The 24463-nt window shown below is 72.8% G+C and carries 24 protein-coding genes and 1 pseudogene; 10 read left to right on the forward strand and 15 right to left on the reverse strand.

The window, feature by feature from the left end; translation table 11 throughout:
• The first annotated feature begins 66 nt into the window (after window positions 1-66).
• The gene (locus tag DK389_RS27220; protein ID WP_109894409.1) at window positions 67-762 is read left to right on the forward strand and encodes a DJ-1/PfpI family protein; all 696 of its coding nucleotides are present in this window, start codon (window positions 67-69) and stop codon (window positions 760-762) included.
• 73 nt (window positions 763-835) lie between these two features.
• On the forward strand, window positions 836-2497 hold the full coding sequence (locus DK389_RS27225; protein ID WP_109894411.1) for an acyl-CoA synthetase: 1662 nt from the start codon (window positions 836-838) through the stop codon (window positions 2495-2497).
• 29 nt (window positions 2498-2526) lie between these two features.
• Here the strand turns inward: DK389_RS27225 and DK389_RS27230 are convergent, their stop codons facing one another.
• Entirely contained in the window at window positions 2527-2889 is a 363-nt protein-coding gene (locus tag DK389_RS27230; RefSeq protein WP_109894413.1) for a response regulator, read from the reverse strand.
• An 80-nt stretch (window positions 2890-2969) separates the two neighbouring features.
• A complete protein-coding gene (locus DK389_RS27235) occupies window positions 2970-4253 on the reverse strand; it encodes an ATP-binding protein (protein WP_109894415.1) in 1284 nt (427 codons plus the stop codon).
• A gap of 352 nt (window positions 4254-4605) precedes the next feature.
• On the opposite strand from DK389_RS27235, the gene DK389_RS27240 reads away from it, so the two are divergent.
• Together DK389_RS27240 and DK389_RS27245 are read left to right on the forward strand one after the other, a co-directional pair.
• Complete coding sequence (locus DK389_RS27240; protein WP_109894417.1) at window positions 4606-4917, forward strand: hypothetical protein; 312 nt, start codon at window positions 4606-4608, stop codon at window positions 4915-4917.
• 346 nt (window positions 4918-5263) lie between these two features.
• Entirely contained in the window at window positions 5264-6055 is a 792-nt protein-coding gene (locus DK389_RS27245) for a glycosyltransferase family 2 protein (protein WP_109894419.1), read from the forward strand.
• 4 nt (window positions 6056-6059) lie between these two features.
• On the opposite strand, the gene DK389_RS27250 is transcribed toward DK389_RS27245, so the two are convergent.
• Together DK389_RS27250 and DK389_RS27255 are read right to left on the reverse strand one after the other, a co-directional pair.
• Complete coding sequence (locus tag DK389_RS27250; RefSeq protein WP_109894421.1) at window positions 6060-6632, reverse strand: winged helix-turn-helix domain-containing protein; 573 nt, start codon at window positions 6630-6632, stop codon at window positions 6060-6062.
• Between the two features lie 178 nt (window positions 6633-6810).
• A complete protein-coding gene (locus DK389_RS27255; RefSeq protein WP_109896876.1) occupies window positions 6811-7893 on the reverse strand; it encodes a replication protein RepA in 1083 nt (360 codons plus the stop codon).
• A gap of 756 nt (window positions 7894-8649) precedes the next feature.
• On the opposite strand from DK389_RS27255, the gene mazG reads away from it, so the two are divergent.
• Entirely contained in the window at window positions 8650-9495 is an 846-nt protein-coding gene (gene mazG / locus DK389_RS27260) for a nucleoside triphosphate pyrophosphohydrolase (protein ID WP_109894423.1), read from the forward strand.
• A gap of 90 nt (window positions 9496-9585) precedes the next feature.
• Here the strand turns inward: mazG and DK389_RS33535 are convergent, their stop codons facing one another.
• The 5 genes from DK389_RS33535 to pabB form a co-directional block, all read right to left on the reverse strand.
• Window positions 9586-9753 (reverse strand): hypothetical protein, encoded by a 168-nt coding sequence (locus DK389_RS33535; protein WP_194075119.1) that lies wholly within the window; start codon window positions 9751-9753, stop codon window positions 9586-9588.
• 75 nt (window positions 9754-9828) lie between these two features.
• Complete coding sequence (locus DK389_RS27265) at window positions 9829-10317, reverse strand: DoxX family protein (protein ID WP_109896878.1); 489 nt, start codon at window positions 10315-10317, stop codon at window positions 9829-9831.
• Window positions 10314-11159 carry an aminotransferase class IV gene (locus DK389_RS27270; RefSeq protein ID WP_109894425.1) on the reverse strand — a complete coding sequence of 282 codons (846 nt, stop codon included), beginning with the start codon at window positions 11157-11159 and terminating at the stop codon, window positions 10314-10316. Before DK389_RS27270 ends, DK389_RS27265 begins: the two co-directional genes overlap by 4 nt.
• Entirely contained in the window at window positions 11146-11787 is a 642-nt protein-coding gene (locus tag DK389_RS27275; protein ID WP_109894427.1) for an anthranilate synthase component II, read from the reverse strand. Before DK389_RS27275 ends, DK389_RS27270 begins: the two co-directional genes overlap by 14 nt.
• Window positions 11784-13166 carry an aminodeoxychorismate synthase component I gene (gene pabB, locus DK389_RS27280; RefSeq protein WP_109894429.1) on the reverse strand — a complete coding sequence of 461 codons (1383 nt, stop codon included), beginning with the start codon at window positions 13164-13166 and terminating at the stop codon, window positions 11784-11786. Before pabB ends, DK389_RS27275 begins: the two co-directional genes overlap by 4 nt.
• A gap of 363 nt (window positions 13167-13529) precedes the next feature.
• Here pabB and rimO point away from each other — a divergent pair, with 363 nt between their 5' ends.
• Entirely contained in the window at window positions 13530-14870 is a 1341-nt protein-coding gene (rimO, locus tag DK389_RS27285; protein ID WP_109894431.1) for a 30S ribosomal protein S12 methylthiotransferase RimO, read from the forward strand.
• An 82-nt stretch (window positions 14871-14952) separates the two neighbouring features.
• Here rimO and DK389_RS27290 read toward each other — a convergent pair whose 3' ends face one another.
• The 3 genes and pseudogenes from DK389_RS27290 to DK389_RS27300 all read right to left on the reverse strand — a co-directional run bounded on the left by DK389_RS27290 (window position 14953) and on the right by DK389_RS27300 (window position 16854).
• On the reverse strand, window positions 14953-15159 hold the full coding sequence (locus DK389_RS27290; protein WP_109894433.1) for a hypothetical protein: 207 nt from the start codon (window positions 15157-15159) through the stop codon (window positions 14953-14955).
• A 103-nt stretch (window positions 15160-15262) separates the two neighbouring features.
• Window positions 15263-15909 (reverse strand): annotated as a pseudogene (gene pncA / locus DK389_RS27295) (bifunctional nicotinamidase/pyrazinamidase).
• Window positions 15910-15996: 87 nt separating this feature from the next.
• Window positions 15997-16854 (reverse strand): LysR substrate-binding domain-containing protein, encoded by an 858-nt coding sequence (locus DK389_RS27300; RefSeq protein WP_109896880.1) that lies wholly within the window; start codon window positions 16852-16854, stop codon window positions 15997-15999.
• Window positions 16855-16971: 117 nt separating this feature from the next.
• On the opposite strand from DK389_RS27300, the gene DK389_RS27305 reads away from it, so the two are divergent.
• Window positions 16972-17397, forward strand: a complete 426-nt coding sequence (locus tag DK389_RS27305; RefSeq protein WP_109894435.1) for a tautomerase family protein — start codon at window positions 16972-16974, stop codon at window positions 17395-17397.
• Between the two features lie 158 nt (window positions 17398-17555).
• Here the strand turns inward: DK389_RS27305 and DK389_RS27310 are convergent, their stop codons facing one another.
• Entirely contained in the window at window positions 17556-18527 is a 972-nt protein-coding gene (locus DK389_RS27310; protein WP_109894437.1) for a quinone oxidoreductase family protein, read from the reverse strand.
• A 364-nt stretch (window positions 18528-18891) separates the two neighbouring features.
• Between DK389_RS27310 and DK389_RS27315 the strand changes: the two genes are divergently transcribed.
• Window positions 18892-20127 (forward strand): FAD-dependent monooxygenase, encoded by a 1236-nt coding sequence (locus tag DK389_RS27315; RefSeq protein ID WP_236960382.1) that lies wholly within the window; start codon window positions 18892-18894, stop codon window positions 20125-20127.
• A gap of 7 nt (window positions 20128-20134) precedes the next feature.
• Here the strand turns inward: DK389_RS27315 and DK389_RS27320 are convergent, their stop codons facing one another.
• On the reverse strand, window positions 20135-21493 hold the full coding sequence (locus tag DK389_RS27320; RefSeq protein WP_109894439.1) for a patatin-like phospholipase family protein: 1359 nt from the start codon (window positions 21491-21493) through the stop codon (window positions 20135-20137).
• A 334-nt stretch (window positions 21494-21827) separates the two neighbouring features.
• Between DK389_RS27320 and DK389_RS27325 the strand changes: the two genes are divergently transcribed.
• Together DK389_RS27325 and hspQ are read left to right on the forward strand one after the other, a co-directional pair.
• On the forward strand, window positions 21828-22877 hold the full coding sequence (locus DK389_RS27325) for an HpcH/HpaI aldolase/citrate lyase family protein (protein ID WP_109896884.1): 1050 nt from the start codon (window positions 21828-21830) through the stop codon (window positions 22875-22877).
• A 56-nt stretch (window positions 22878-22933) separates the two neighbouring features.
• On the forward strand, window positions 22934-23272 hold the full coding sequence (gene hspQ, locus DK389_RS27330; protein WP_109894441.1) for a heat shock protein HspQ: 339 nt from the start codon (window positions 22934-22936) through the stop codon (window positions 23270-23272).
• A gap of 66 nt (window positions 23273-23338) precedes the next feature.
• Here the strand turns inward: hspQ and DK389_RS27335 are convergent, their stop codons facing one another.
• Window positions 23339-24112 carry an invasion associated locus B family protein gene (locus DK389_RS27335; RefSeq protein ID WP_109894443.1) on the reverse strand — a complete coding sequence of 258 codons (774 nt, stop codon included), beginning with the start codon at window positions 24110-24112 and terminating at the stop codon, window positions 23339-23341.
• Window positions 24113-24463 lie beyond the last annotated feature (351 nt).

The following is a 24463-nucleotide window of genomic DNA, read 5'->3' on the forward strand; positions in this document are numbered from 1 at the left end:
GACCCGGCTTGCCGGCCAAGCGAGCCCGTTCGAGAGTGCCGGCTGCCCGCCGCAGGACAGATTTCCATGACGCTCCGCATCGGCCTCCTCGTCTTCCCCGGGGTGCAGCAACTCGACCTCACCGCCCCCTACGAGGTGTTCGCCGCCCTGCCCGGGGCGGAGATGCACCTCGTCGCGGCCGATCTCGCGCCCGTGCGCAGCACCACCGGCCTCGTGCTCACCCCGACGACCCGGCTCGCCGACTGCCCCGACCTCGACGTGGTCTGCGTGCCGGGCGGCAGCGGCGTGAACGCCCTGATGCGGGACGCGACCGCCCTCGCCTTCCTGCGCCGTCAGGCGGGGACGGCGCGCCACCTCACCTCCGTCTGCACCGGCGCACTGGTGCTCGGCGCGGCGGGGCTGCTCCGCGGTCGCCGGGCGACGACGCACTGGGCAGCGCACGACCTCCTGCCGGCCTTCGGGGCGATCCCCGTGCGCGAGCGCGTGGTGCGGGACGGCGCGCTCCTGACCGGCGGCGGCGTCACGGCGGGGATCGATTTCGCCCTGGCGCTCGCGGCGGAGATCGCGGGCGAGACGGCGGCGCACGGGATCCAGCTCGCCCTCGAATACGCCCCCGCCCCGCCCTTCGCGGCGGGCCACCCGGACGAGGCCCCGGAGGCGGCGCGCGCGGCGGCGCGGGAGCGCCTGGCACCGAGCCGGCGCGAGCGGGAGCGGATCGTGGCCGAGATCACGGGCGCGGAGGTTCCGCGGGCCGGCTGGTGAGCGGTGGCTCTCATCGCACGCATGATTGATCGGGCGCGGACGCGCGGTATCGTGCTGGCAGGAGAGAAACGCCATGACCGCCGACACGACGAACGCCGACAAGCCGGGCGCCGACACGATCTACGACCGCGACCTCGACCGGAACCCGGCCAATTTCCAGCCTCTGACTCCGCTGAGCTACCTCGACCGGGCCGCGCGCGTCTTCCCCGACCGCGTGGCGGTGATCCACGGGCCGCTGCGGCGCAGCTACGCCGATCTCTACGCCCGCAGCCGCCGCCTCGCCTCGGCGCTCAAGGCGCGGGGCATCGGGCGCGGCGACACCGTGGCGGTGCTCCTCTCGAACACGCCCGAGATGATCGAGTGCCATTACGGGGTGCCGATGACCGGGGCGGTGCTCAACACCCTCAACACCCGCCTCGATGCGGGGGCGCTGGCCTTCTGCCTCGACCACGGCGAGGCCAGGATCTTCATCACCGACCGCGAATTCTCGAAGGTTGCGGGACCGGCGCTGGAGAAGGCGGGCGTGAAGCCCCTCGTGATCGACGTGGACGATCCCGAATACGGGGGCGAGGGCACCGCGCTGGGCGGCATCGGCTACGAGGATTTCCTCGCGGGCGGCGATCCCGAGCACGACTGGACCATGCCGGGCGACGAGTGGGACGCGATCTCGCTCAACTACACCTCGGGCACCACCGGCGATCCGAAGGGCGTGGTCTACCACCACCGCGGCGCAGCGCTGCTCTCCCTCGGCAACGTCATCACGGGGGCCATGTACGGGCATCCCGTCTATCTCTGGACGCTGCCGATGTTCCACTGCAACGGCTGGTGCTTTCCCTGGACGCTCTCGGTGGTGGCCGGCACCCATGTCTGCCTGCGGCAGGTGCGGGCGGGGGCCATGTACCGGGCGCTCGCCGAGCACGACGTCACGCATCTCTGCGGCGCGCCGATCGTGATGCAGCTCCTCCTCAACGCGCCGGATTCCGACAAGCGTCCCCTGCCCCGCCGGGTCTCCTTCATGACGGCCGCCGCGCCCCCGCCGCAGGCCGTGCTCGCCGCGATGGGCGAGGCGGGCTTCGACGTGACCCACCTCTACGGGCTGACCGAGACCTACGGCCCGGCGGTCGTGAACGCGTGGCACGAGGCGTGGGACGACCTGCCCGCGGACGAGCGCGCCGCCAAGATGGCGCGCCAGGGCGTGCGCTACCCCGTCCTCGAAGGCTTCGACGTGCGCGACCCCGACACGATGGACTCGGTGCCCGCCGACGGCGAGACGATGGGCGAGGCGATGTTCCGCGGCAACGTGGTGATGCGCGGCTACCTCAAGAACCCGAAGGCGACGCAGGCCGCCTTCGCGGGCGGCTGGTTCCGCTCCGGCGACCTCGGGGTGAAGCACCCGGACGGCTACATCCAGCTCAAGGACCGCTCGAAGGACATCATCATCTCAGGGGGCGAGAACATCTCCTCGATCGAGGTGGAGGACGCGCTCTTCAAGCACCCGGCGGTGGCCGCCGCCGCGGTCGTCGCCAAGCCCGACGAGAAATGGGGCGAGACCCCGGTCGCCTTCGTGGAGCTGAAGGAGGGCAAGACGGTCGAGCCCGACGCCCTCATCGCGTGGTGCCGCGACCGCCTCGCCCCCTACAAGCTGCCGCGCCAGATCGTGTTCGGCGACCTGCCGAAGACCTCCACCGGCAAGGTGCAGAAATACGTCCTGCGCGAGCGCGCGAAGGAGGGCTGAGGCCGGCAGGGCGAGGACGGATCCGCCGCTCAGCCGATCCCGAGGCGGCGGGCGGCCGCGATGATGGCGGAGGGGCGATAGGGCTTCATCACGAGGAGGCTGTCGCGCACCTGCCGGGGCTCCTCGGCGCTGTAGCCCGTGACGTAGATCACCGGCAGGTCCGGCTGCAGGGCACGGGCCTGCTCGGCCACGCCCCAGCCGTCGAGGGCGCCGGGCAGGCGGATATCGGTGAACAGAAGGTCGATCGGGGTGCGCGCGGCGAGGATCGTCGCCGCCGCCTCGCCCGTGAGCGCCGTCACGACCTCGAAGCCCGCCTCCTCGAGCTCGGCCGCGACGACCTCGATCAGCATCGTCTCGTCCTCCACGACGAGGATCCTCGGCCGGTTCTTCATGCGCGCCTCCCCTCAGGGCCTCGTGACCGTGCGCCCCGGCCCGGACGGCGTCCGCGCCGGGGCGGCTCGACGCGGATTTGTCAGGCGCCCGCCCAGGACAGGCCCGCCGGCAGGGCGTCCGACCCGGAGGGCGGCTCGCCCGCCTGCGCCGCGGCGGGCGCCGGTGCCGCGCGGGCAGGGAAGAGCAGCCGCACGGTGGTGCCCCCCTGCGGCCCGATCACGATGACGGCGCTGCCGCCCGATTGCTGGGCGAAGCCGAAGACTTGGCTCAGGCCGAGCCCCGTGCCCCGGCCGAGGGGCTTCGTCGTGAAGAATGGCTCGAAGGCGCGGGCGGCGACCTCCGGCGACATGCCGGCGCCGGTGTCCCGCACCTCCACGACGAGCCCCTTCTCCGCCGGTCCGCCGGCAAGTCCCGTCCCCTCCTCCGGCCGCAGGGCCCGCGTCGCCAGGGTGAGGACGCCGCCCTTCGGCATCGCGTCGCGCGCGTTGACGGCGAGGTTGAGGATCGCGTTCTCGAACTGGTTCGGGTCGATGGGGACCTGCGGCAGGTCCAGCGCGAGCTCCGTCTGCAGGCGGATCCGCGAGCCGATGGTGCCGCGCAGGAGTTCGGCGAAGGCACCGATCAGCCCGTTCACGTCGCTCATCACGGGCGAGAGCGGCTGCTTGCGGGCAAACGCCAGGAGCTTGTGGGTGACGGCCGCCGCCCGCTCGGCGCCCGTCATCGCATCCCGCACGGGCGACAGCAGTGGGCTGTCGGGCGCGAGGCGCCGCTCCACCCGCTCGAGATTGGCCAGCACCACGTTGAGCAGGTTGTTGAAATCGTGCGCGACGCCCCCCGTCAGCTGCCCGATCGCCTCCATCTTCTGCGACTGGCGCAGCAGCGCCTCGGTGCGCCGCTGCTCGGCGGTGGCCTGCTCCAGCGCGGCGAGCGCCCGGTCGCGCTCCAAGATGCGGGCGTGAAGCTCCTCGTTGGCGCGGCGAAGCTGCGTCGGCGAGGGCAGCGCCAGCGCTTGCGGCAGGAGCTTCCAGAGGGCGATGGCGGTGGCGACCGAGGCCAGCGCGGTCACCGCCTTGACCAGGGCCTCGACCCCGTAATCGGGCACCCACAGGGTCCAGATCGCGAAGAGGTGGGTCGCCCCGCAGGCGGTGATGAAGACCGCGAACGACCAGAACATCCAGCCGAACACGATGTCGGGGCGGCGGGACACGAAGGTGGCGAGCGCGCCGGGAATCGAGAAATAGGCGAGCGCGATCAGCGTGTCGGCGACCACGTGCGTCCAGATCAGCTCGGGCCGCCACAGGAGGCAGATGCCGTGGGGCGCGAGGCTGTCGACCTCCCAGAGCTTGCGCAGGAACTCGAACATGAGACCCCCCATGTCGGTGAAGAGCGGCGCTCAAGAATCTGAACGTTCATTGGGCCAATCCGGAAGCAGAAGGCAATGCTTTCCTCGCATCGCAGGCTCATCCCCGCTCGCTCGGACGAATCAGAACTGCCGACGTTCTGGCGCTGCATCGACGGCCGGTGGCGAATACGCTCGCCGTGCGCCGGAAGGACGTCCGCAGGCCCGGATCGGGCGGCGCCCGTGCGGGGACGCGGCGGCGGCGATGCGACTGCAGGTGGTGGCGTTGTCCGTCCCGGCATGGCACAAGCTTGGCCTTTCCCCCTGCCGCCCGGCACGGGGCCCCTGCCCTCGCGAGTGAGACTGAAGACGCCCGATGAGTGCCCGCACGGACACGCTGCTCGCCCTCCTCTCCCGCGTGGTCGACCACGTCCGCGCAGCGAATGCCCGGGCCGAGCGGGCGGAGGCAGCCGCGCGCGAGGGTGAGTCGCGGCTCGCCGTGACGGAGGCGACGGTGCGCCGGCTGCGGGAGGAACTCGGCGCGCAGGCGCGGGCCTGCGCGGCCGCCGAAGCCCGCGCAGTCGAGGCGAATCTGCGCATCTGCCAGGCCGCCGAGGCCCTCGGCTTCGCGGCGGCGGGCGAGGCCGGTGCGCCGCCGGCGGCCGAGGCGCCCGCGCGCCTGCACTGACGGCCGCCCCGGGCGCATCGGGGTTTAAGCCTTTATTCCCCTGGCGCCGGCCCGGACGGCCGGTGTTTCCTGCCTGCCGGGACCCGCGCGGGAGTCGCCGGCCGGCGCGGTTTTCGGGACCGGCGGTGCGGACGGGGCGACCTCGCACGCCCGCACCGCCGGCCTTCCCGCCGCTCGGGCGGGCCGGCCTTTGGGATGCCTCTACGGGACGCCCCTCCAAGACGCCCCTCGCGCAGCCCCTAGGCCCGCCGGGCCCGAGCCTCTATAAGCCTCCGCCGACAGGCACCATCCCGACCCCCCGGGCGCTCCTCGGCGGCGCGGGCTCGCGGAGACCCTCGAAGACCCCATGGACGCGCCCACGCAGCCGGACCGCGCGCTACCGGTCGCCGTCTCCTGCACGATCATCGCCCAGAACGAGGCCGACCGGATCGTGCGCTGCATCGAGAGCGTGAAGGGCATCGCGCGCGAGATCGTCGTGATCGATTCGGGCAGCACGGACGAGACGGTGGCGCTCGCCGAGCGGCACGGCGCCGTCTGCCATTTCAACCCCTGGACGGGCTACGGCCAGCAGAAGCGCTTCGCTGAGGACAAGGCCCGCCACGATTGGGTGCTCAACCTTGACGCCGACGAGTGGCTGCCCGAGCCCGTGCGCGCCGAGCTGATCGACCTCCTGTCGCGGCCGATCCCGCCGGAGATCCACGGCTTCGCCTTCACGATCAGCCATGTCTATCCCGGGCACGCGCGCCCGCGCCCGCTCGCCGATTACCACACCTATGTCCGGCTCTACGACAAGACCCGCTGCCGCTTCCCGGAGAGCAGCGTCTTCGACGAGATCAAGCTCGCGCCGGAGCACCGGGGGCGCGTCCGGGCGCCGGTCTACCACCAGTCGATCCGCTCGCTCGGTCACCTGATCGCGAAGAACAAGGCCTATTTCCGCCTGCAGGCGCGGGAGGTCCGCAAGCCGCGCCTGCCGACGCTGCTCAGGATCTTCGTCGAGCCGGTCACGACCTTCCTGAAATACTATCTCGTGCGGCGGCACATCACCGGCGGCGTCTACGGCTTCCTCGTCGCCTCGACCATCGCGGGCCTGCGCACCTACCGCCTCGCCCTGTTCCTGAAGGGCCGCCGGGAACCCTGATCCCTTATTCCTCGGCCGGCGCGTAGACCGCCTCGCCGAGCCGCCGGACCGGGCCGCCGGCCCCGGAGCGCTTCCAGAGGCGCGTGTTGAGGGCCGCGACCGGATCCTGCCCCGGCAGGATGAAGCCCCGGCGGGCGATCCCCTCCAGGATCTCGCTCGCGTGGAGCGGGCGCCCCGCCTCCTCCAGCACCGCCAGGGACGCGGCGATCAGAGCGCGACCGTAGCGGCGGGCCGCGACCGGATCCTCCTCGAAGGCGATCGGCAGGGGGGCCGGAGGGCCCGCTGGCGCGGGTGCCGGCGATGGGCCGCTGCGCGAGGCCGGTCCGGGCTCCGCGGCCGGACCCGCCGGCTCGCGGAGGTCGGCCTCCGGCCCCACCGCGTCATCCCGGTCGCGGGACGGCGCATCCGCCGGGCCGGCCGGCTCCGCGAGACCGCCCCCGTCGCCGGGATCCGAGCCGCGCAGGCGGCGGCCGAGCTCGAGATAGAGCGCGTGGTCGGCGATCAGCCGGTCGAGGGCCTCGCGCCGACGCCGCAACGCCGCGAGCCGCTCCTCGATCTCGGCCTCCGAAGGGAACATGCGGCGCTCCTATTCCGTCCACTCGCAGGGAATAGAAGACGAGAGGCCGCGCAGCAAGTGTTCCGTTCCGCTTATTCCCTTCATTGACGAGACAGCCGACTCGGGTCGGTCTGTCGCGAGACGCGCATCAAGGGAATTCACTAAGCATCTATTGGGAAGATAAAATTCCTTTTATTCCCTAAGCTCGTTTCGCCTGTGGCTTCGATGCGCGCGGGGGCACGAGCAGCGCGCTCGTATCGGCGGGTTGGAGCGTCATGCCGTTGTCGTCAAGGGCGATCGGCAGCCGCGGGAACACCTCGCAGAGATGGGCGAGATCGGCCTTGAAGGCCTGACGGAAGCTGCGGATGCTGGCGTTCTCGGCCCCGAACTGGCCGTGCAGGTTGTCCCAGGTCAGGCGCAGGGGCCGGTGCAGGGCGCGCAGCCGGTAGCCGACCCAGAACAGCAGGTCGAGCTTGCGCGCAGAGCCGGAGAAGGCCCGGGCCGCCCGGATATCGACGGGCAGGGCGTGCCGGATCAGGTTGTCGTAGAAATCCTGGTGGAACTCGACCGTCTTCGACCAGGCGAGGCCCTCCGGGCCCGCACCGCGCCAGAGGTCGAGGCTGCGGAAGGGGGGCACGTTCAGGGTACGGGCCCGCGCCTCCCCGTCCCAGAGGCCGATCTGCATGGTGCAAGCGGCGAGCCGGTTGAGCTGCTCCTTGAACTGGCGGATCGTGCCCCGCTCGCCCCCCGTCACGGCGAACCCCATCTCGCGCATGAAGGCGGAGAGCGATTGCGCCACCTCGATGGTGGGGCTGCGCTGGCGCACGGCTTCGGTGCAGAGGTGCAGGAGCACGAGGCGGGCCTTCGGGCCGTAGGGGAGGCCCTGGAGCTCCATCTCGCCCGTCAGCGGGCTCTTGAGGCGGCCGGCCACGAGGCTCAGCGAGTTGCGGCCGTAGGTGCGCACGAATTCCCGCACCGGCCCGGGATCCCGGTAGGGCAGGCCGCACAAAGCCAGCACCGAGTGGATGTGCTGCAAGTTCTCCGGCGCCGTCGGCTCGTTCTCGATCACCTCGCGGATCGCGTCGCGGCGGCGCGCGTCGCGGCCGAGGCGGGCGCGCCGATGCTCGGTGGCATCCCGCAGGGCGCTCTCCGCGTCCCGTTCGCGCTGGCGGTGCAGGATGTGCTCGACGATCTGGCCGAACAGGAAGCCGCCGCGCGCCGCCTCGACCTCCGCCAGGAGGTCGGCGTCGCGGATGCCGGCCAGCTTGTCCTCGATCCCCATCGTCATCCCGAAGAACCCGGCCCCCGCCGCCCCTCAAGGCCCGGAAGCGGCGGGACCGCACACGTGTGAGTGGGCAGCGGCCGCACCCGAGCCCGGCCTGTCATGGCACGATTCGCGGGGCGGGAGTCCGCCCGCGCCCGGACGCGGCGGCGGATCACCGGGCTTATCCCGGATATTCACGCTTCTCCCGGGCGTCGGGGACCGTAACCGGCGGGGTCCGCGACCACCCCGGCCCGACGCAGAGTTCGATACGGGCTCTCCGCCGCGAATTCGGACCACGCAGAGTCCGATACGGCGGGCGGAGCCGGACTTGTCCCCATTCTCCACGGCTCCGGCCCGGAATCCACGCCGAATCGAATGCGCGGCCACGCCGAATCCGATGCGCTCCTCCCCGCACGGCGCGCAGAATCGCATACGAGCCCACGCAGAGCCGCATACGGACCCGCGCAGAGTCCGATGCGCGAACACGAACTATCGCGTTGTCGCTGAACGTGTTTTCGCCGCCCCATATAACTTGCTGAACTGACTCTCTGAGAATCCCTTCTGATAGTTTTCCCAAGGCGGCGAGGCAGCGTTCGTTTCGGAGAACGGACCGCGAGCGTCGCCTTTTCCAATGGGAATGAAGGGAATATGCCCGAGTTCTCCCCACTCGCCCTCCCCGATCGGATCCGGTCCCGACGTCGTTCGGGTGTCAGGTGCATCGAGGGTTCGGGTTCCTTAAGGAGCACGGATCCTCCCGCCCTCAGGACCCCGCCGATGCCAGAATCGCCCGACGACACCCCGATCAGCCGGCTCCTGCGGTTGATGGCCGAGCTGAGGGACCCCGAGCGGGGCTGCGCCTGGGACGTGGCGCAGACCTTCGCCAGCATCGTCCCCTACACGCTGGAGGAGGCCTACGAGGTGGCCGACGCGATCGCCCGCGGGGATCTCGACGACCTGCGCGAGGAACTCGGCGACCTGCTGCTCCAGGTCGTCTTCCACGCCCGGATGGCGGAGGAGGCGGGCGCCTTCGGCTTCGACGACGTGGCCCGCACGATCGCCGAGAAGTTGGTCCGGCGGCACCCGCACGTGTTCGACGGGCAAGGCCGGCTCCTGCCCGATGCGGAGCGTCCGGGCGACCCGGCCGAGATCGAGGCGCTCTGGCGCGCGATCAAGGCCGAGGAGCGCGCCGCAAGGGGGAAGGGCGCGCGGGCCGCGGGCCCGCTCTCCGGCATCGCCCACGCGCTTCCGGCGCTGGCCCGGGCGGAGAAGATCTCGCGCCGGGCGGCCGGGTTCGGCTTCGACTGGCCGGACGCGGCCTCCGTCGTCGCCAAGGTGCGCGAGGAGACGGACGAGGTCACGGAGGCGCTCGCCTCCGGCGCGCCGGAGGCGGTGGCCGAGGAGATCGGGGACCTGCTCTTCGCGGTCGCGAACCTCGCCCGCCACGCGGGCGTCGACCCGGAGGAAGCCCTGCGCCGGGGCAACGCCAAGTTCGAGCGACGCTTCACCGCCATGGCCGCCCGGCTTGAGGCGGCGGGAGGCAGCCTGCCCGACAGCGACCTCGCGACGATGGAGGCGGCCTGGGTCGTCGTGAAGCGGGAGGAGGGGGCGAAGGGCGCGTGAGTGAGGCCCGCGAAGCGGCGGCAGGCCCCCGACCCGGCTCGCCGAGGCGGCGTGAAGACCCCCGACGCGGGAGAGGGCGCTCGGCGGAGTCTAGCCGCCGCCCTTCCTCGCCTTGCCCGCCACCTTGCCCGTCCGGCGCGGGGCGGGGCGCAGGCGCTGCAGCGCGGCCTCGATGGCGCGCTCGACATCCGCCCGCTCGGGCGGTGCGTCCGCGGCGGGCTCGAAGGTGGTCCGGTCCGGCGCGCGGCTCTTCGGCATGCGCGGTACCGTACCAGGCTCCGCGCGGCGGCGCGACGACGGCCCTCTCCGGCGGTTAAGAGGCCCTGTCACGGATCAGGACAAGTCTTCCGGGATCCCGCGATCCTCCTCTCCCGGGATCACCGGATCCCGGGCCGCCCTCCCCGCGGCGGGCCGCCGGGCGAACGGCCAGTCGAGCGCGCCGCCGGCGTAGAGCGCCGCCCAGACCAGCACCGGCTGAAAGGCGAGGCGGGGGCCGTGATACCACCAGCTCCGGGGCAGACCCTCGACGGGGACGTCCTCAAGCGCGTGCTTGATGTTGGCCGGCACCACGCAGACCGCGTAGAGAGCGAGCCCGATCCCCGCCGCCCGGCGCAGGCGTGGGCTCATCAGCGCCAGGGCGCCGGCGATCTCGCACAGGCCCGTGAGCAGGATGACGAGCCGGGGCGCCGGCACCCAGCCCGGCATGATCGGCATCAGCCGGTCGGGGGTGGCGAGATGCACCGCGCCGACGAGCCCGTAGAGCAGGACGAGGGCGAGGCGGAGCCCGACGCGGAAGCGCTGCGAATCCCCCCTCCCCGTCACGGGCTCGCGCCGCCGCACTCGGCCGCGATCCGCCGGCGCAGAGCCTCGCGTAAGTCCGCGAAGGCCGGATGCGCGGCGCTGGCGAAGGCCCGCTCGCCGATCGCCGCGACGGGCGCCACGAGCCGGAGCGAGTTCGTGAGGAACACGGCATCGGCGCCCATGAGCTCCGGCAGGGTCAGCGAGCGCTCCTCCGGCACGAGGCCGAGACCGGGCGCGAAGCGCAGGAGCTCGGCCCGGACGATGCCGGCGAGCACCCCATCGGCCAGAGGCGGTGTCACCAGCCGGCCCCCGAACAGGGCGAAGAGGTTGCCGGTGCCGGCGCAGGCGACGCGCCCGCGCGTGTTGAGGAACAGGGCCTCGTCGAATCCGTGGGCCGCCGCCTCGCTCGCTGCCAGCACCGCATCGAGGTAGCCGAGGGTCTTGAGCTGCGAGCCCGGCGAGGTCTCGTTGCGGGCGATCCGCGTCGGGCGCAGCCTCAGGGGCGCGAAGAACAGGCCCGGCCCCATCGCAGCCGCGCTCGCGAACAGGGTCGGGCGGGGCTCGGCCGGCGGCTTCAAGCCCCGCGGGCCGGAGCCCCGCGTCGCCGTGGTGCGGATCGCGACGGGGCCCTCCCCCGCCGCCCCGGCGAGGGCGTCCATCGCCTGCCCGATCCGATCGGGGTCGAGGGCGAAGCCGAGGGCCGCGGCGGAGGCCGCGAGCCGCGCCCGGTGCGCCTCGCCGAAGGCGATCCGCCCGTTGAGGGCGAGCGCGGTGTCGAACAACCCGTCGCCGAGGGTCAGCCCGCGATCCGCGAGGTCGAAGGGCACGGGCCCCTCGGTGAGCCGCCCGTCAAGCCACAGCATCGCCGGGCGCCCGCGCCGCCGGGTGTTCCCCGCCGGCCTTCTTCCCCGCCCGCCAGTCGCGGGCGAGGCCGAGGAAATTGTCGAACAGGGCGTGGCCGTTCTCGGTCAGCACCGATTCCGGGTGGAACTGGATGCCCCAGGTCGGGTGGGTCCGGTGGGAGAGCGCCATCACCTCACCCTCGGCCGAGACCGCGTCGACGCTGAGATGCCGCTCCATGCCGGGCTGGGGCGTTACGATCAGGGAGTGGTAGCGGCCGACCTGCATCGGCGCGGGCAGGCCCGTGAACAGCGCCCGGCCCCCGTGCGAGACGGGGGTCGCCTGCCCGTGAAGGGGGCGCAGTGCCCGCTCGACCTTGCCGCCGAAGGCCGCGCCGATCGCCTGGTGGCCGAGGCAGACCCCGAGGATCGGCACTTCGCCCGAGAGTTCGCGGATCGCCGGCAGGGAGATCCCGGCCTCGGCCGGGGTGCAGGGGCCGGGCGAGACCACGACGGCCTCCGGCTCCAGGGCCCGGATGCCCGCCACGTCGAGGGCGTCGTTGCGCGCGACCCGCACCTCGGCGCCGAGTTCCTCCAGGTAGCGGACCACGTTGAAGACGAAGGAATCGTAATTGTCGATGACGAGGATCATGGGGTCGGCTCGAAGGCCTCGAACACGCGGGCGGCCTTGGTCAGGGTCTCCTCGTATTCGGGGCCGGGCTCGGACAGGAGGGTGACGCCGCCGCCCGCCTGCAGCACGGCGGTCGTCGCGTCCATGAACACGGTGCGGATCGCGATCGAGGTGTCGAGCGATCCGTCGAAGCCGACCCGGCCGATCGCCCCGCAATAGATCTCGCGGGCATCGCCCTCGATCTCGGTGATGATGTCCATGGCCCTGAGCTTCGGCGCACCGGTGATCGAGCCGCCGGGGAAGGTCGCGGCGATGAGGTCGAGGGCGTCCAGCCCCTCCCGCAGGGTGCCCGTCACCACCGATACGAGATGGTGGACGGACGCGTAGGATTCCAGGCCGCAGAGTGTTGGTACTCGCACGCTGTGGGGCTCGCAGATCCGCGAGAGATCGTTGCGCAGGAGGTCGACGATCATGATGTTCTCGGCCCGCTCCTTGGGCGTCGCCTGGAGCGCCTCGCCGAGTCGCCGATCCGCCTCCGGGTCGGCCACGCGCCGGACCGTGCCCTTAATCGGGCGGGTCTCGACGTGGCGGCCCTCGAGCTTCAGGAAGCGCTCCGGCGAACTCGAAGCCACCGACAGGCCCTCGAAGGCGAGGTAGGCGCCGAAGGTCGCCGGGTTCGTCTCGCGCAGGCGCTGATAGAGGGCGAAGGGGTCGAAGTCCGCCGGCAGCCTGGCCGCGAAGCGCTGGGCGATGTTCGCCTGGTAGATATCGCCCGCACGGATATAATCACGCACCGTTTCGACAGCCTGCTCATAGGCTTGTCGGGAGAAGTTCGAGTGCCATGCGAGGCGGGTCCGGGGCGCCTTTGGCCGCGCCGGGGGCGGGCTCGCGAGCGCGCCCGCAAAGGCGTCGAGGCGAGACCGGGCGCGCGCCTCGCGCCAACCGGGGTCGGTCTCGGGAAAGCCCGTGGCGACGAGGCGGCAGGCGCCGGATTCATGGTCGATCGTCAGCACCGTGTCGTAGAGGTTGAGCGCGATGTCGTCGGTGAGCCCGGCCCGGCGGGCCGGCCGCTGGACCCGCTCCAGTGCCTGGCCGAGATCGTAGGCGAAGTAGCCGATGGCCCCGCCGGGGAAGGGGGGCTCCTCCTCCTGCGCGGGCAGGCGGTAGGGAGCGAGGCAGGCGCGCAACGCCGCGATCGGCCCGCCCTCGACCTCGCGTCCGTCGAGTCGCGCGACGCCGTCCCGATAGCGGAAGCGCGCGAAGGGCGAGGCCGCCACCGTCGAGCTCCGCCCGAGCGTGTCGTGGTGCATCGCGCTGTCGAGGAAGGCGAGGCTGCCCAGCGGCGCGAGGCGCTCGGCCGCCGCCACGGGATCGATGAACGGGATCTCGACGGTCCACATGGGTCGAATTCGGTTCGTCCGTCTGTTCCGGGGCTCTCGCGCCACCATCCGACACGCGTCGCACAGGCGGTGCCGCGGGGGAAGCGGGGTGCGGTGACGCTCCGCGCGGGGAGGATGCGTCGCCAGCGCATCGCTCCCCGCCCCTTCTCTTCAGGTGGTGCTGCCGGATCCGGCGGCAAAGCCCTGATGTGGAACGGCAAAGCTTGGGCTCAGTCCCGCGCCGTGGGCGGGGGCGCCCCGCCCCGGGCAGGCTCGCCCTCAAGCCCCGATGCCTGTATAGGGGCTGTCCGAATCCCGTGCCCTGGCATCCGTCGCGGCCGGTCCGGCGTGAGCGCCGGGCCCGCGCGGACGCCGCTTTGCCGTATGCCGATGACCGCTTCCTCCCTGACCAAGGCCAGTGCGCCGCGGATCTCCTTCGTCTCCCTCGGCTGCCCCAAGGCGCTGGTCGATTCCGAGAGGATCCTCACGCATCTGCGGGCGGAGGGCTACGAGCTCTCGCGCCGCCACGACGGGGCGGACGTCGTCATCGTCAACACCTGCGGATTCCTCGACTCGGCCAAGGCCGAATCCCTCGACGCGATCGGGCAGGCCATGGCCGAGAACGGGCGCGTCATCGTCACGGGCTGCATGGGCGCGCAGCCCGACGAGATCCGCGACAAGTACCCGAATCTGCTGGCCGTCACCGGCCCCCAGGCCTACGAGTCGGTGGTGGCGGCGGTCCACGAGGCGGTGCCCCCCGCCCACGACCCCTTCCTCGACCTGATTCCGCCGCAAGGGGTGAAGCTGACCCCGCGGCACTACGCGTATCTGAAGATCTCGGAGGGCTGCAACAACCGCTGCACCTTCTGCATCATCCCCTCGCTCCGGGGCGACCTCGTCAGCCGCCCGGCGGGCGACGTGCTGCGCGAGGCCGAGAAGCTCGTGAAGGCCGGCGTCAAGGAACTCCTCGTCGTCTCGCAGGATACGAGCGCCTACGGTATCGACACCCGCTACGCGGCAAGCCCCTGGCGGGATCGCGAGGTGCGCGCGCGCTTTGCCGATCTCGCGGCCGAGCTCGGCACGCTCGGGGCCTGGGTGCGGCTGCACTACGTCTATCCCTACCCGCACGTGGACGAGGTCATCCCCCTGATGGCCGAGGGGCGTGTGCTGCCCTATCTCGACATGCCGCTCCAGCACGCGAGCCCCAGCGTCCTCAAGCGCATGCGCCGGCCGGGCAACCAGGAGCGCCAGCTCGAGCGCATCCGCCGCTGGCGGGAGATGTGCCCGGACCTCGCCATCCGCTCGACCTTCATCGTGGGCTTTCCCGGGGAGACGGAGGCCGAGTTCGAGGAACTGCTCGCCTGGATCCGCGAGGCCAAGCTCGAGCGTGTCGGCTGCTTCACCTACGAGCCGGTGAAGGGAGCCGCCGCCAACGACGTGGCGGCGCCCGTGCCCCCGGAGGTGCAGGCCGAGCGCAAGCGCCGCTTCATGGAGGCGCAGCAGGGGGTTTCGCTGCGCCTGCAGAAGGCGAAGGTCGGCAAGCGGCTCCCCGTCATCATCGACGAGGCGGGCTCGAGCGTCGCCCGCGGCCGCACCAAGTACGACGCGCCGGAGATCGACGGCAGCGTCCACGTCGCCTTCCGCCGTCCGGTGCGCGCGGGCGACATCGTCACCGTGAAGATCGAGGCGGCGGACGCCTACGACCTGCACGGGAGCGTCGTGTAGGGCGACGGGCGCGCCCCGCGCCGTCAGCGCATCCCGGACGGGATGGCGCGCGGAGCCAGCGCGGGGGCGCAGCTCTCGCCCGTCACGCGTTCTTGCGCGGCCGGTGGTTCGGATCGACGCCGCCCTCCGGCGTCGTCTCGTTCTCGACGTCGCCCTCGAAGGTGGAATCCGCCTCCAGGTCCTCTGGGTCGCCACCGGACATCGTCATGCCCTTCGAGGTGCCGATGCCCGGATTGCCCTTGAGGTCGGCGTCGGTCGGGTGATCCGTCTTCGGATGCTTCGCCGTCATGAAAACTCCTTCGCGTGGGACTGCCGGACCAACGCGGGTCCGCGGGCGGCCGGTCCCCGGACGGATGCGGCGCATCGCCTCCCCGGATCCTGTGATCCCGTGATCACGGCGGGCCGGGATCGGGGGATCCGGTGATGGCCCCGCTCGCGATGCGGGAGACGCCCGCTTCCTCCATGATGGCCAGCGCGCGGCCGACCGACCCGTCCCGGTCGATGCCGGCGACCGCGTCCTCCACGAGGACGACCGCGAACCCGTCGGCCCGCGCGTCGAGGGCGCTCCAGAGCACGCAGAAATCGGTGGCGAGTCCGCAGAGGAACAGGCGTGCGATACCCCGCTCGCGGAGGTAGCCGGCAAGGCCCGTGCGGGTCGTGCGGTCGGCCTCGAGGAAGGCGGAGTAGCTGTCGACCTCCGGGGCGTGGCCCTTGCGGATGAGGAGGCCGGCGCGGCGGGCGTCGAGGTCGGGGGCGAGGTCGGCGCCGGGCGTGCCCTGCACGCAATGGTCCGGCCACAGCACCTGCGGGCCGTAGGGCATCGCGACCGTGTCGAAGGGCGCCTTGCCGGGGTGGCGGGTCGCGAAGGAGGAATGGTCCGGCGTGTGCCAGTCCTGCGTGACGATCACGTGCGGGAAGATCGCGATCATCCGGTTGATCGGTGCGATCACGTTTCGACCCCCGGGACGTTGAGCGCGCCACCCGGCAGGAAGTCGTTCTGGACGTCGATGACGAGGAGCGCGTCGCTCTGCGCGAGGATCACGAAAGCCTCCCTGATCGGCGCTGCCGGCCCGGGATCACCGCATACACGGATCGGATGATCATCGTATCACCGGATCCCGGGATCTCAGGCCGCCTCCCGCTCCCGCGGCGCCCCGGCCGCGCGGAAGGCCGCCGCCAGGATGTCGCGGGTGCGGCCGTCCTGGCGCGTCAGCAGCACGACCCGGCTCGCCGGCAGGGGCGGCAGCCCCTCCGCCCGCGCGGCGCAGCCCTCCGGGAGGTGGCGCGCCCCGAACGGCGCGAGGCCGAGCCCCGCCCGCACCGCCGCCTGCAGGGCGGTCACCGAGCCGCCGGAGAAGGCGTGGCGCCAGGGCAGGCCGGCCGCCTCGAGCGCCTGGATTGCCGCCGCCTTGACGCCGCAGGGGCCGCTGAGGCCGACGAGCGGCACCGGCTCGCCGGGGCTCCAGTCGAGGGCGGGCGCGGCGGCCCAGACCAGGGCGTCCGCGAAGAGCGGCGTGCCCTCGCGCCGCTCGCCCTCCTGGCGCAGAACCGCCACCTCCGCCTCGCCCCGGTCGTAGGCCGCGCGCATCGCGGTCGAGAGGCCGACCGTCACGTCGGGCACGAGCCGGGGCAGGGCCGCCCGCAGGGAGCCGAGCGCCGCCGCGAGGTGGCCGCCCACCGCGTGGTCGCTCACCGCGAGCCGCAGGCTCGTCCGCCCCTCCCCGTCCGCGAGTTCCGCCCAGGCGCGGTCGTGGGCGGCGAGGATGGCGCGGGCGTGGGGCAGCAGGCGCGCGCCCTCCGGCGTCAGGCCGACCGCCCGCGGCGTGCGGGCGAGCAGGCGGCGCCCGACCTGCTCCTCCAGCCGCGCGATCCGCAGCGAGATCGCCGATTGCGTCGCTCCGAGGCAGGTGCCGGCGGCGGTGAAGCTCTTCAGGTCGGTCGCGACGAGGAAGGCGCGGAGCTGGTCGAGGTCGAGGGTGCGCATGCCGATCATTTCAAGCACAAATCTGAGAAAGCGCAACAACACGTTTCTCAAATGACTGCGCCGGGCGCAAGGTCAGGGCCGTCACCGAGACCATCACAGAGACAGAGAGCCGGTCCCATGCCCATCATCACCGTCAAGGTCGCCCCCCGCCGCCCCGTGCCCGATCTGGAGCGGGCGGTCGCGGCGCTCGCCGCGCGGGCCTCGACCGAGATCCTGCGCAAGCGCGCCGACCTCACGGCAATCGTCGTCGAGCAGGTCGATCCCGCCGCCTGGTTCGCGGGCGGTCCGAGCCTCGCCGAGCAGGGACGGTCGAGCTACTGGCTGGAGATCCGGGTCGTCGACGGCACCAACACCAAGGAGGAGAAGGAAGGCTTCCTCGCCGCGATCCACGACGGGATGGGCCGGCTCCTCGGCGACCTGCATCCGGAGAGCTACGTCCACGTGGCGGAGGTGAGCGCCGACGCCTACGGCTTCGGTGGCCTGACGCAGGAGCGCCGCTTCATCGCGGGCCGGCTCGGCGTCGCGCCCGCCCCGGCCGTCTGAGGGGCGGCGCGACGGGCCCCCTCTCCCGTTCGGGAGAGGGTTGGGGTGAGGGATGCGACGTCTCCGGGTATGGCGTACCCCTCACCCGCTCCGCGTCCCGCGGACTCAGACCTCCCGAACGGGAGAGGTGGGGCGTCGCGCGGCGTCCGCTCGCCCTCTCAGGGCTCCATCACCGTCGAGCCGGTGGTCTCGCGGCCGGCGAGGTCGCGGTGGACCTGCTGGGCGTCGGCGAGCTTGTAGCGGGCGTTGACGGGAATCCGCACCGCCCCGCTGCGGACGGCGCCGAACAGGTTCTCGGCCATCGCGTCGAGGATCGGGCGCTGGCTGGAGAAGGTGAACAGCGTCGGCCGGATCGCGTAGAGCGAGCCCTTCTGGGCGAGGATGCCGATGTCGAAGGCGTCGATGGCGCCCGAGGCCGAGCCGAAGCTGACGAAGGTGCCGAGCGGCGACAGGCAGTCGAGGGAGGCCGGGAAGGTCGCCTTGCCGACGCCGTCGTAGACGACCGGCACGCCCTTTCCGTCCGTGATCTCGCGCACCCGCTTGGCGAAATCCTCCTCCCGGTAGAGGATGACGTGGTCGCAGCCATGCGCCTTGGCGAGCTCCGCCTTCTCGGGGCTGCCCACCGTGCCGATCACGGTGGCGCCGAGGTGCTTGGCCCACTGGCAGGCGATCAGGCCGACGCCGCCGGCCGCCGCGTGGAACAGGATCGTGTCGCCCGGCTTCACCCGGTAGACCCGGTGCAGCAGGTACTCGGCGGTGAGCCCCTTGAGCATCATCGCCGCGGCGGTCGCGTCGTCGATCCCCTCCGGAACGTGCACGGCGGCGGCCGCCGCGATCACCGGCTCCTCGGCGTAGGTGCCCTCGGCCGAGCCGTAGGCGACGCGGTCGCCGACCTGAAAGCCGGTCACGCCCTCGCCCACCGCCGTCACCGTGCCGGCGCCCTCCTTGCCCGGGGTGAAGGGCAGCTGGGCCGCCTTGTAGGCGCCGGTGCGGAAGTAGATGTCGATGAAGTTCACGCCGATCGCGCCCTGGCGCACCCGGATCTGGCCCGGGCCGGGCTCGGGCAGCGGCACGTCCTCGTACGCCATCACCTCGGGGCCGCCATATGCGTGAACCCGGATCGCCTTCATCGTGAGCTCCTGACCAATGGGCCTGACCGTCCCGAGATAGGGCGGCGCGGGCCGCGGCAATGCCGCATCCCTGCCCCGCCTCGCCGCTCGGAGGCAAGCGCCCTGGAAAGCTCGATTTCTGTGCAGGGGCCGAGGCGGGACTGTGTATTTTTAGACAATTCCGGGTCAGGATGGCGGTGACTGGGCCTTCCGGGGCCCGTCGTCTGCGCCCGCCGGTCTCCAAATCCCCTCAGGACGACCGGCGGGCGCAGTTCCGCCCCGCGGCTGCCGGACGCGGGGTGTGACAGGCGGCCGGCGGCCCCCTAGATCTGCACGGGACCGATCCCGAGACCCGCCGCGCCCCGGCGCGCGAGGATGCCCGCCCGTGCCCGATTCCGTCCGCTTCCCCCTGCCCCCCTCCGAGGCCGCCCCCTTTTCGGCGGCGGTGGTGGGCGCGGGCGCGGCCGGGCTCTCGGCGGCCCTGGCCTTGGCCCGGGCCGGCATCCGCACCGCCCTCGTCGGGCGCCACGCGCCGGTGGCGGACGGGCGGACCGTCGCCCTCCTCGACGGCTCGGTGCGCTTCCTCGACGCGCTGGGCGCCTGGGACGCCCTGAAGCCGCACGCGGCGCCGCTCGCCGAACTGCACATCGTCGACGACACTGGCAGCCTGTTCCGGCCGCCGCCCGCCCGGTTTCGGGCCGACGAGATCGGGCTCTCCGCCTTCGGCTGGAACGTCGAGAGCGCCCGCCTCGTCGAGGGCCTGCGGGCCGAGGCCCGCGGGGCGGAGAACCTGACCCTGGTCGAGCGCGACGCCTCGGGCTTCGCCGCCGGCGAGGCCGCCGCCCGGCTGACCCTGGAGGACGGTGCTGGCCTCGACGCCCGCCTCGTCGTCGGCGCCGATGGCGGCCGCTCGCGCCTGCGCGCCGCCTCCGGCCTCCGGGTCCGGGACTGGTCCTATCCGCAGGGGGCGGTGACGACGATCCTCGCCCATGACCGCCCGCACCGGGACGTCTCGACGGAGTTCCACACCCGGGCCGGCCCCTTCACCCTGGTGCCGCTGCCGGGCGGCCACCGCTCCAGCCTCGTCTGGGTCTCGGGCGAGATGGCGGCGCGGCGCCTGTCGGAGCTCGACGATCCGGCCCTCGCGCTCGCCGTCGAGCGACAGGCGCGGGGGATGCTCGGCGCCATGCGGATCGACGGGCCGCGCGGCCTCGTGCCGATGCGGGGGCTCTCGGTGGCGGACCCCGTCGCGCACCGCCTCGCCCTCATCGGCGAGGCGGCCCACGTCTTCCCGCCGATCGGGGCGCAGGGACTCAATCTCGGCCTGCGGGACGCAGCGGCTCTGCGCGACGCCGTCCTCGCCGCCATCCGGGACGGGCGCGATCCCGGCGCGCGGGGCGCGCTCGCGGGCTTCGCGCGGGCGCGGCGCCTCGATGCGACCTTGCGCACGGCCGCGGTGGACGCCCTCAACCGGAGCCTGCTGACCGCCTTCCTGCCCGTCGACGCCCTGCGGGGCGCGGGCCTCCTCGCCATGACGACGATCGGACCGTTGCGCCGCGCAGTCATGCGCGAGGGCGTGCTACCGCGCCTCAACGCGCCGGAGCTGATGCGGGGGCGGTGAGCCCCCCCTACCGCCGCGCGAGGCTGCCCGAGGCGGCCTGCGCCCGCGGCGCCCCTTGATGCGCGTGCTGCGCCCCTTGCGCGTGCGGCGAGCCCCGGGTCGCGGGCGCCACGGAGCCGGTGGCGAGCGCCGCCTCGCCGGCCGCCGGCGGCTGGTCCGCCCTGGCGAGGGCGTCCGGCGTCGCGAAGGCGGTGCCGGCCCGGCCGAGGCGCTCGCCGTGCGCGTAGAGGGCCTTCATGTAGCCCTGGTCGAAGGGCGCCGACGCGGTCTGGGTGAAGCGCCCGTCGATCTCGGCGACCTGCAGGTCGAGCCCGTTCGCCGCCGCGAAGCCCCGGGTCAGCGCCAGCGCCGCCCGCGTCTGCGCCTTGATCGCGGCCGAGAGGGAGCGGCCGAGCACGCTGAGCGTCGTGCGGCTCGCGACCTGGAAGTCCGGCGTCAGCTTGTTGTTGACGACGAGGTAGACGCTCCGGGCCGGGATCCGCACCGGGGCCGCTCCCGTGATCGCGGCGCCCGGGGCGAGGTAGAACGGGGCGGTGGTGCCGCCGTCGGCGTGCATCTCCTGGAACGCCTTCCCGTCGGGGGCGAGCGCGTCGATCATCACCGGCGGGAAGATGCCGGGCACCGCCGAGGAGGCGAGCACGATCGCGCGGAACAGGTCCAGGGCCTTCGGGCCGCCAGCGGTGGCGATCGCGCCCATGTCCCAGAGGACCGGGCGCTCGGTGTCGACCTCGGTGGTGGCGACGAGCAGGCGCCGGCCCTTGGCATGCTCGGCCGCCACCGCCTTCAGGAGGTCGGGCGTCACCGTGCGGTCGATCCGGCGCTTGAGCGGCCAGGTGTCCGTCAGCGCCTCGCTGGTGCCCCCGAACTCGAACACGTCGGCCGCCGTGATGGTGGTGTAGGCCGCCTCGAGGGGACGGTCCCCCGCCGCGCCCACGAAGGCGAAGGGCGCGATGAGGGCGCCCGTGCTGACGCCGGTGACCACGCCGAAGCTGGGCCGGTCGCCGGCCGCGCTCCAGCCCGAGAGCAGACCCGCGGCGAAGGCCCCGTTCTCGCCGCCGCCGGAGAGGACGAGCCAGGGCTCGGCCGCCTGCGCGGCGCCGTCGACGAGGCGCTGGAAGGCGGCGACGTCGTCCCCCGCGATCCGGACTGGGACCGTGAGCCCCGCCGGCCGCGCGGCGGCCGCCTCGCCCGCGGTGAAGGAGACGCGCCCGTCGCGCCCCGGCCCGGCCGCCTGCGACGCGGCGGGGGCGCCCGCCTTCGAGGACGGTGCGGCAAGCGCCATCTCGGGCGCGCCCGTGCCGAGCCCCGTGCCGAGCATTGCCAGTGCGGTGCACAGGAGCATGTGCCGCTTGGTCGGTCCGGACATCTGCTTGGTCCTCGGATGCGAGCGTCCCGCGAGAGTCCCGCCGGTCAGGTCCCTTCGCCGGCCTCGCGGCCGACCCTGACGACGGGTGCCGGGGCCTCCGGAGGTTCAGGCGGCCCGGACGTTTCGCGGGGGCTCTGATGAGACCCGCCTCGATTGCGAAAACGTCGCTCTGCACGCGCCAGTTCCGGTTCGGAGCTTGACAGTGCGTGCGCTGCAACACCTCGCCCGCCGGCGGCGTCCCGCGGCCCCGCTCGCCGCGCGGAAGGCCGGGCGTCTTTACGCCGGGGCCACGCTTGCACTACGCGGGAGCGATTCGACGAACCGAGGAATGCCCATGAAACTCCCGCGCCGCTTCTTCCAGCCGCTCGCCACCGGCGCCCCGGCCCCGTTCCGCGAGCTGCCCGTGCGGCTCGAGCGGATGATCCACTTCGTGCCGCCCCACAACGACAAGGTCCGGGCCCGCGTGCCGGAGCTCGCCAGGACGGTCGACGTGGTGCTCGGCAACCTCGAGGATGCGGTGCCGGCCGACCAGAAGGAGGCTGCCCGCAAGGGCTTCGTGGCGATGGCCCGCGACACCGACTTCGCGGCCTCCGGCACCGGCCTGTGGACCCGCATCAACGCCCTGAACTCGCCCTGGATTCTCGACGATCTGTTCGAGATCGTCGCGGAGGTCGGCGACAAGCTCGACGTGGTGATGGTGCCCAAGGTCGAGGGCCCGTGGGACATCCACTACGTCGACCAGCTGCTGGCCCAGCTCGAGGCGCGCCACGGGGTCACGAAGCCCATCCTCGTTCACGCCATCCTGGAGACGGCCGAGGGGGTCGCCAACGTCGAGGCCATCGCCAGCGCCTCGCCGCGCATGCACGGCATGAGCCTCGGGCCCGCAGACCTCGCGGCCTCCCGCGGCATGAAGACGACCCGCGTCGGCGGCGGCCACCCGGATTACCGCGTCCTCGCCGACCCGGCGGGCGACGCCCCCCGCGCCTCGGCTCAGCAGGACCTCTGGCACTACACCATCGCCAAGATGGTCGACGCCTGCATGGCCAACGGCATCAAGGCCTTCTACGGCCCGTTCGGCGACTTCTCGGATTCGGCCGCCTGCGAGGCCCAGTTCCGCAACGCCTTCCTGATGGGCTGCGCGGGCGCCTGGACGCTGCATCCGAGCCAGGTCGCGCTCGCCAAGACCGTGTTCGCCCCGGACCCCGCCGAGGTCGCCTTCGCGGTGCGCATTGTCGAGGCGATGCCGGACGGCACCGGCGCCGTGATGCTCGACGGCAAGATGCAGGACGACGCCACCTGGAAACAGGCCAAGGTCATCGTCGATCTCGCGCGTCTCGTGGCCCAGAAGGACCCGGAACTCGCTAAGGCCTACAAGCTTTCCTGATCACCCGCGCCCGGCCGGCGCTGACAGGCAGCCGGCCGGAACCTATCTTGACGACCATGACCGACCCCACGATGAGAACCGCGAAGTTCGGCCTCGGCGCCGTCGTCCGCCACCGGATCTACCCGTTCCGGGGCATCGTGTTCGACGTGGACCCGATCTTCGACAACACCGAGGAATGGTGGCTCGCGATCCCCGAGGAGGTGCGGCCCCGCAAGGACCAGCCGTTCTACCACCTGCTCGCCGAGAACGCCGAGTCGGAATACGTCGCCTACGTCTCCGAGCAGAACCTCGTGCCGGACACCTCGGGCGAGGCCCTGCGCCACGCCGGCATCGCCGAGGTCTTCGAGCGGGACGCCGCCGGCACCTACCGCATCCGCGACCGCCACCCGAACTGAGCCCGGACGCGAAGAGGCCGGGCATCGCTGCCCGGCCTCCCGCATGCTCGTGATCTGCGTCCGCGCTTACGGCTTCGGGGCGGCGGTGGCGGCCGCGCCGCCCTTCTCCGCCTCGAGCTTCTTGCGCATGTCGTCGCTGCGCTTCTCCAGCTCGGACTGGAGCTTCTTCTGCTGCTCCTCGAGCACCTTCGGGTCCATGGCCGGGCCGTCGAAGGCCTTGCCGAAGCCCGCGAGCGGCACCGCGAAGGTGACCTCGCGCTGGGTCTGGTTCTGCACCGAGACGTTGAGGGTCGTGCCCTTCTTCATCGCCGCGACGACGCCGGCATCGAGCTGGGGCGCCTCGGCGAAGCAGCCGTTCGGGAAGCAGACCGCGAAGCGGCCGGCGGTGGGCTGCTGGCCGTCGACGGTGAAGCGGATGCCGGGCTGCAGCAGCAGGCCGAGGGGCAGCAGGTAGCGCACCACGCGCACCTCCTGCTTCGTCTGGGCGTTCTTCATCTCGTAGACGGCGACCGCGAGCACGGGCTGGCCCTGGTCGGAGACGAAGTCGCGGGTGGTGTAGCAGACGTCGGTGCCCGAGCTCTGGTCCTTGCCGCAGACCTTGGTCCAGTCGGCCTGGCTCGGCTCGGACTTGACGTTGATGATCTGCGGGCCGGTCTGCTGCGGCTGCTGGGCGGCGGGGGTCTGGGTCGGCTGGGCGGGTGCGGCGGGCGCCGGAGCGGCCGGGGCCGGCTTGCCCTTCGGCTGCGCCTGGGCGACGGCCGGTGCGGCGGCGAGGCTGCCCGCAAGCGCGAGGAACGCGGCGGCGCGCGTGCGGCGCCCCTGGCTGTTGGCGAAGAACATCAGCTCTGACCCCTTGGAGTGCGTCTTGTTGAGACCGGATCGGGACGACCGGGAACCGTTTCGCGTTCGAGCCGCGGACCGCGGGCCCTGGCCCGGAAGCGCCGTCGGCCGGCACGCCGGCCCGGGCGGCGCCGTGCGGGCGCGGGCGCCTCGCGGCTCCGCTCGAACGACAGGGCGGCCTGCTTTCCTCCGGAATACGGCGAAGACATGACACCGCTGCCATTCCCGCACCGGGCGATGCTGCCCTGAGCGCGATCGATCCGCCGCCGGGCGGGTGTTCCGCCATCGCGACGATCGACCCCTGCCCCTGCGGATCGGGCGGCGGCGGCGGTGAGAAATTAGGGATCGGTT

This window comes from Methylobacterium durans (genome assembly GCF_003173715.1).
Taxonomy (GTDB): Bacteria; Pseudomonadota; Alphaproteobacteria; order Rhizobiales; family Beijerinckiaceae; genus Methylobacterium; species Methylobacterium durans.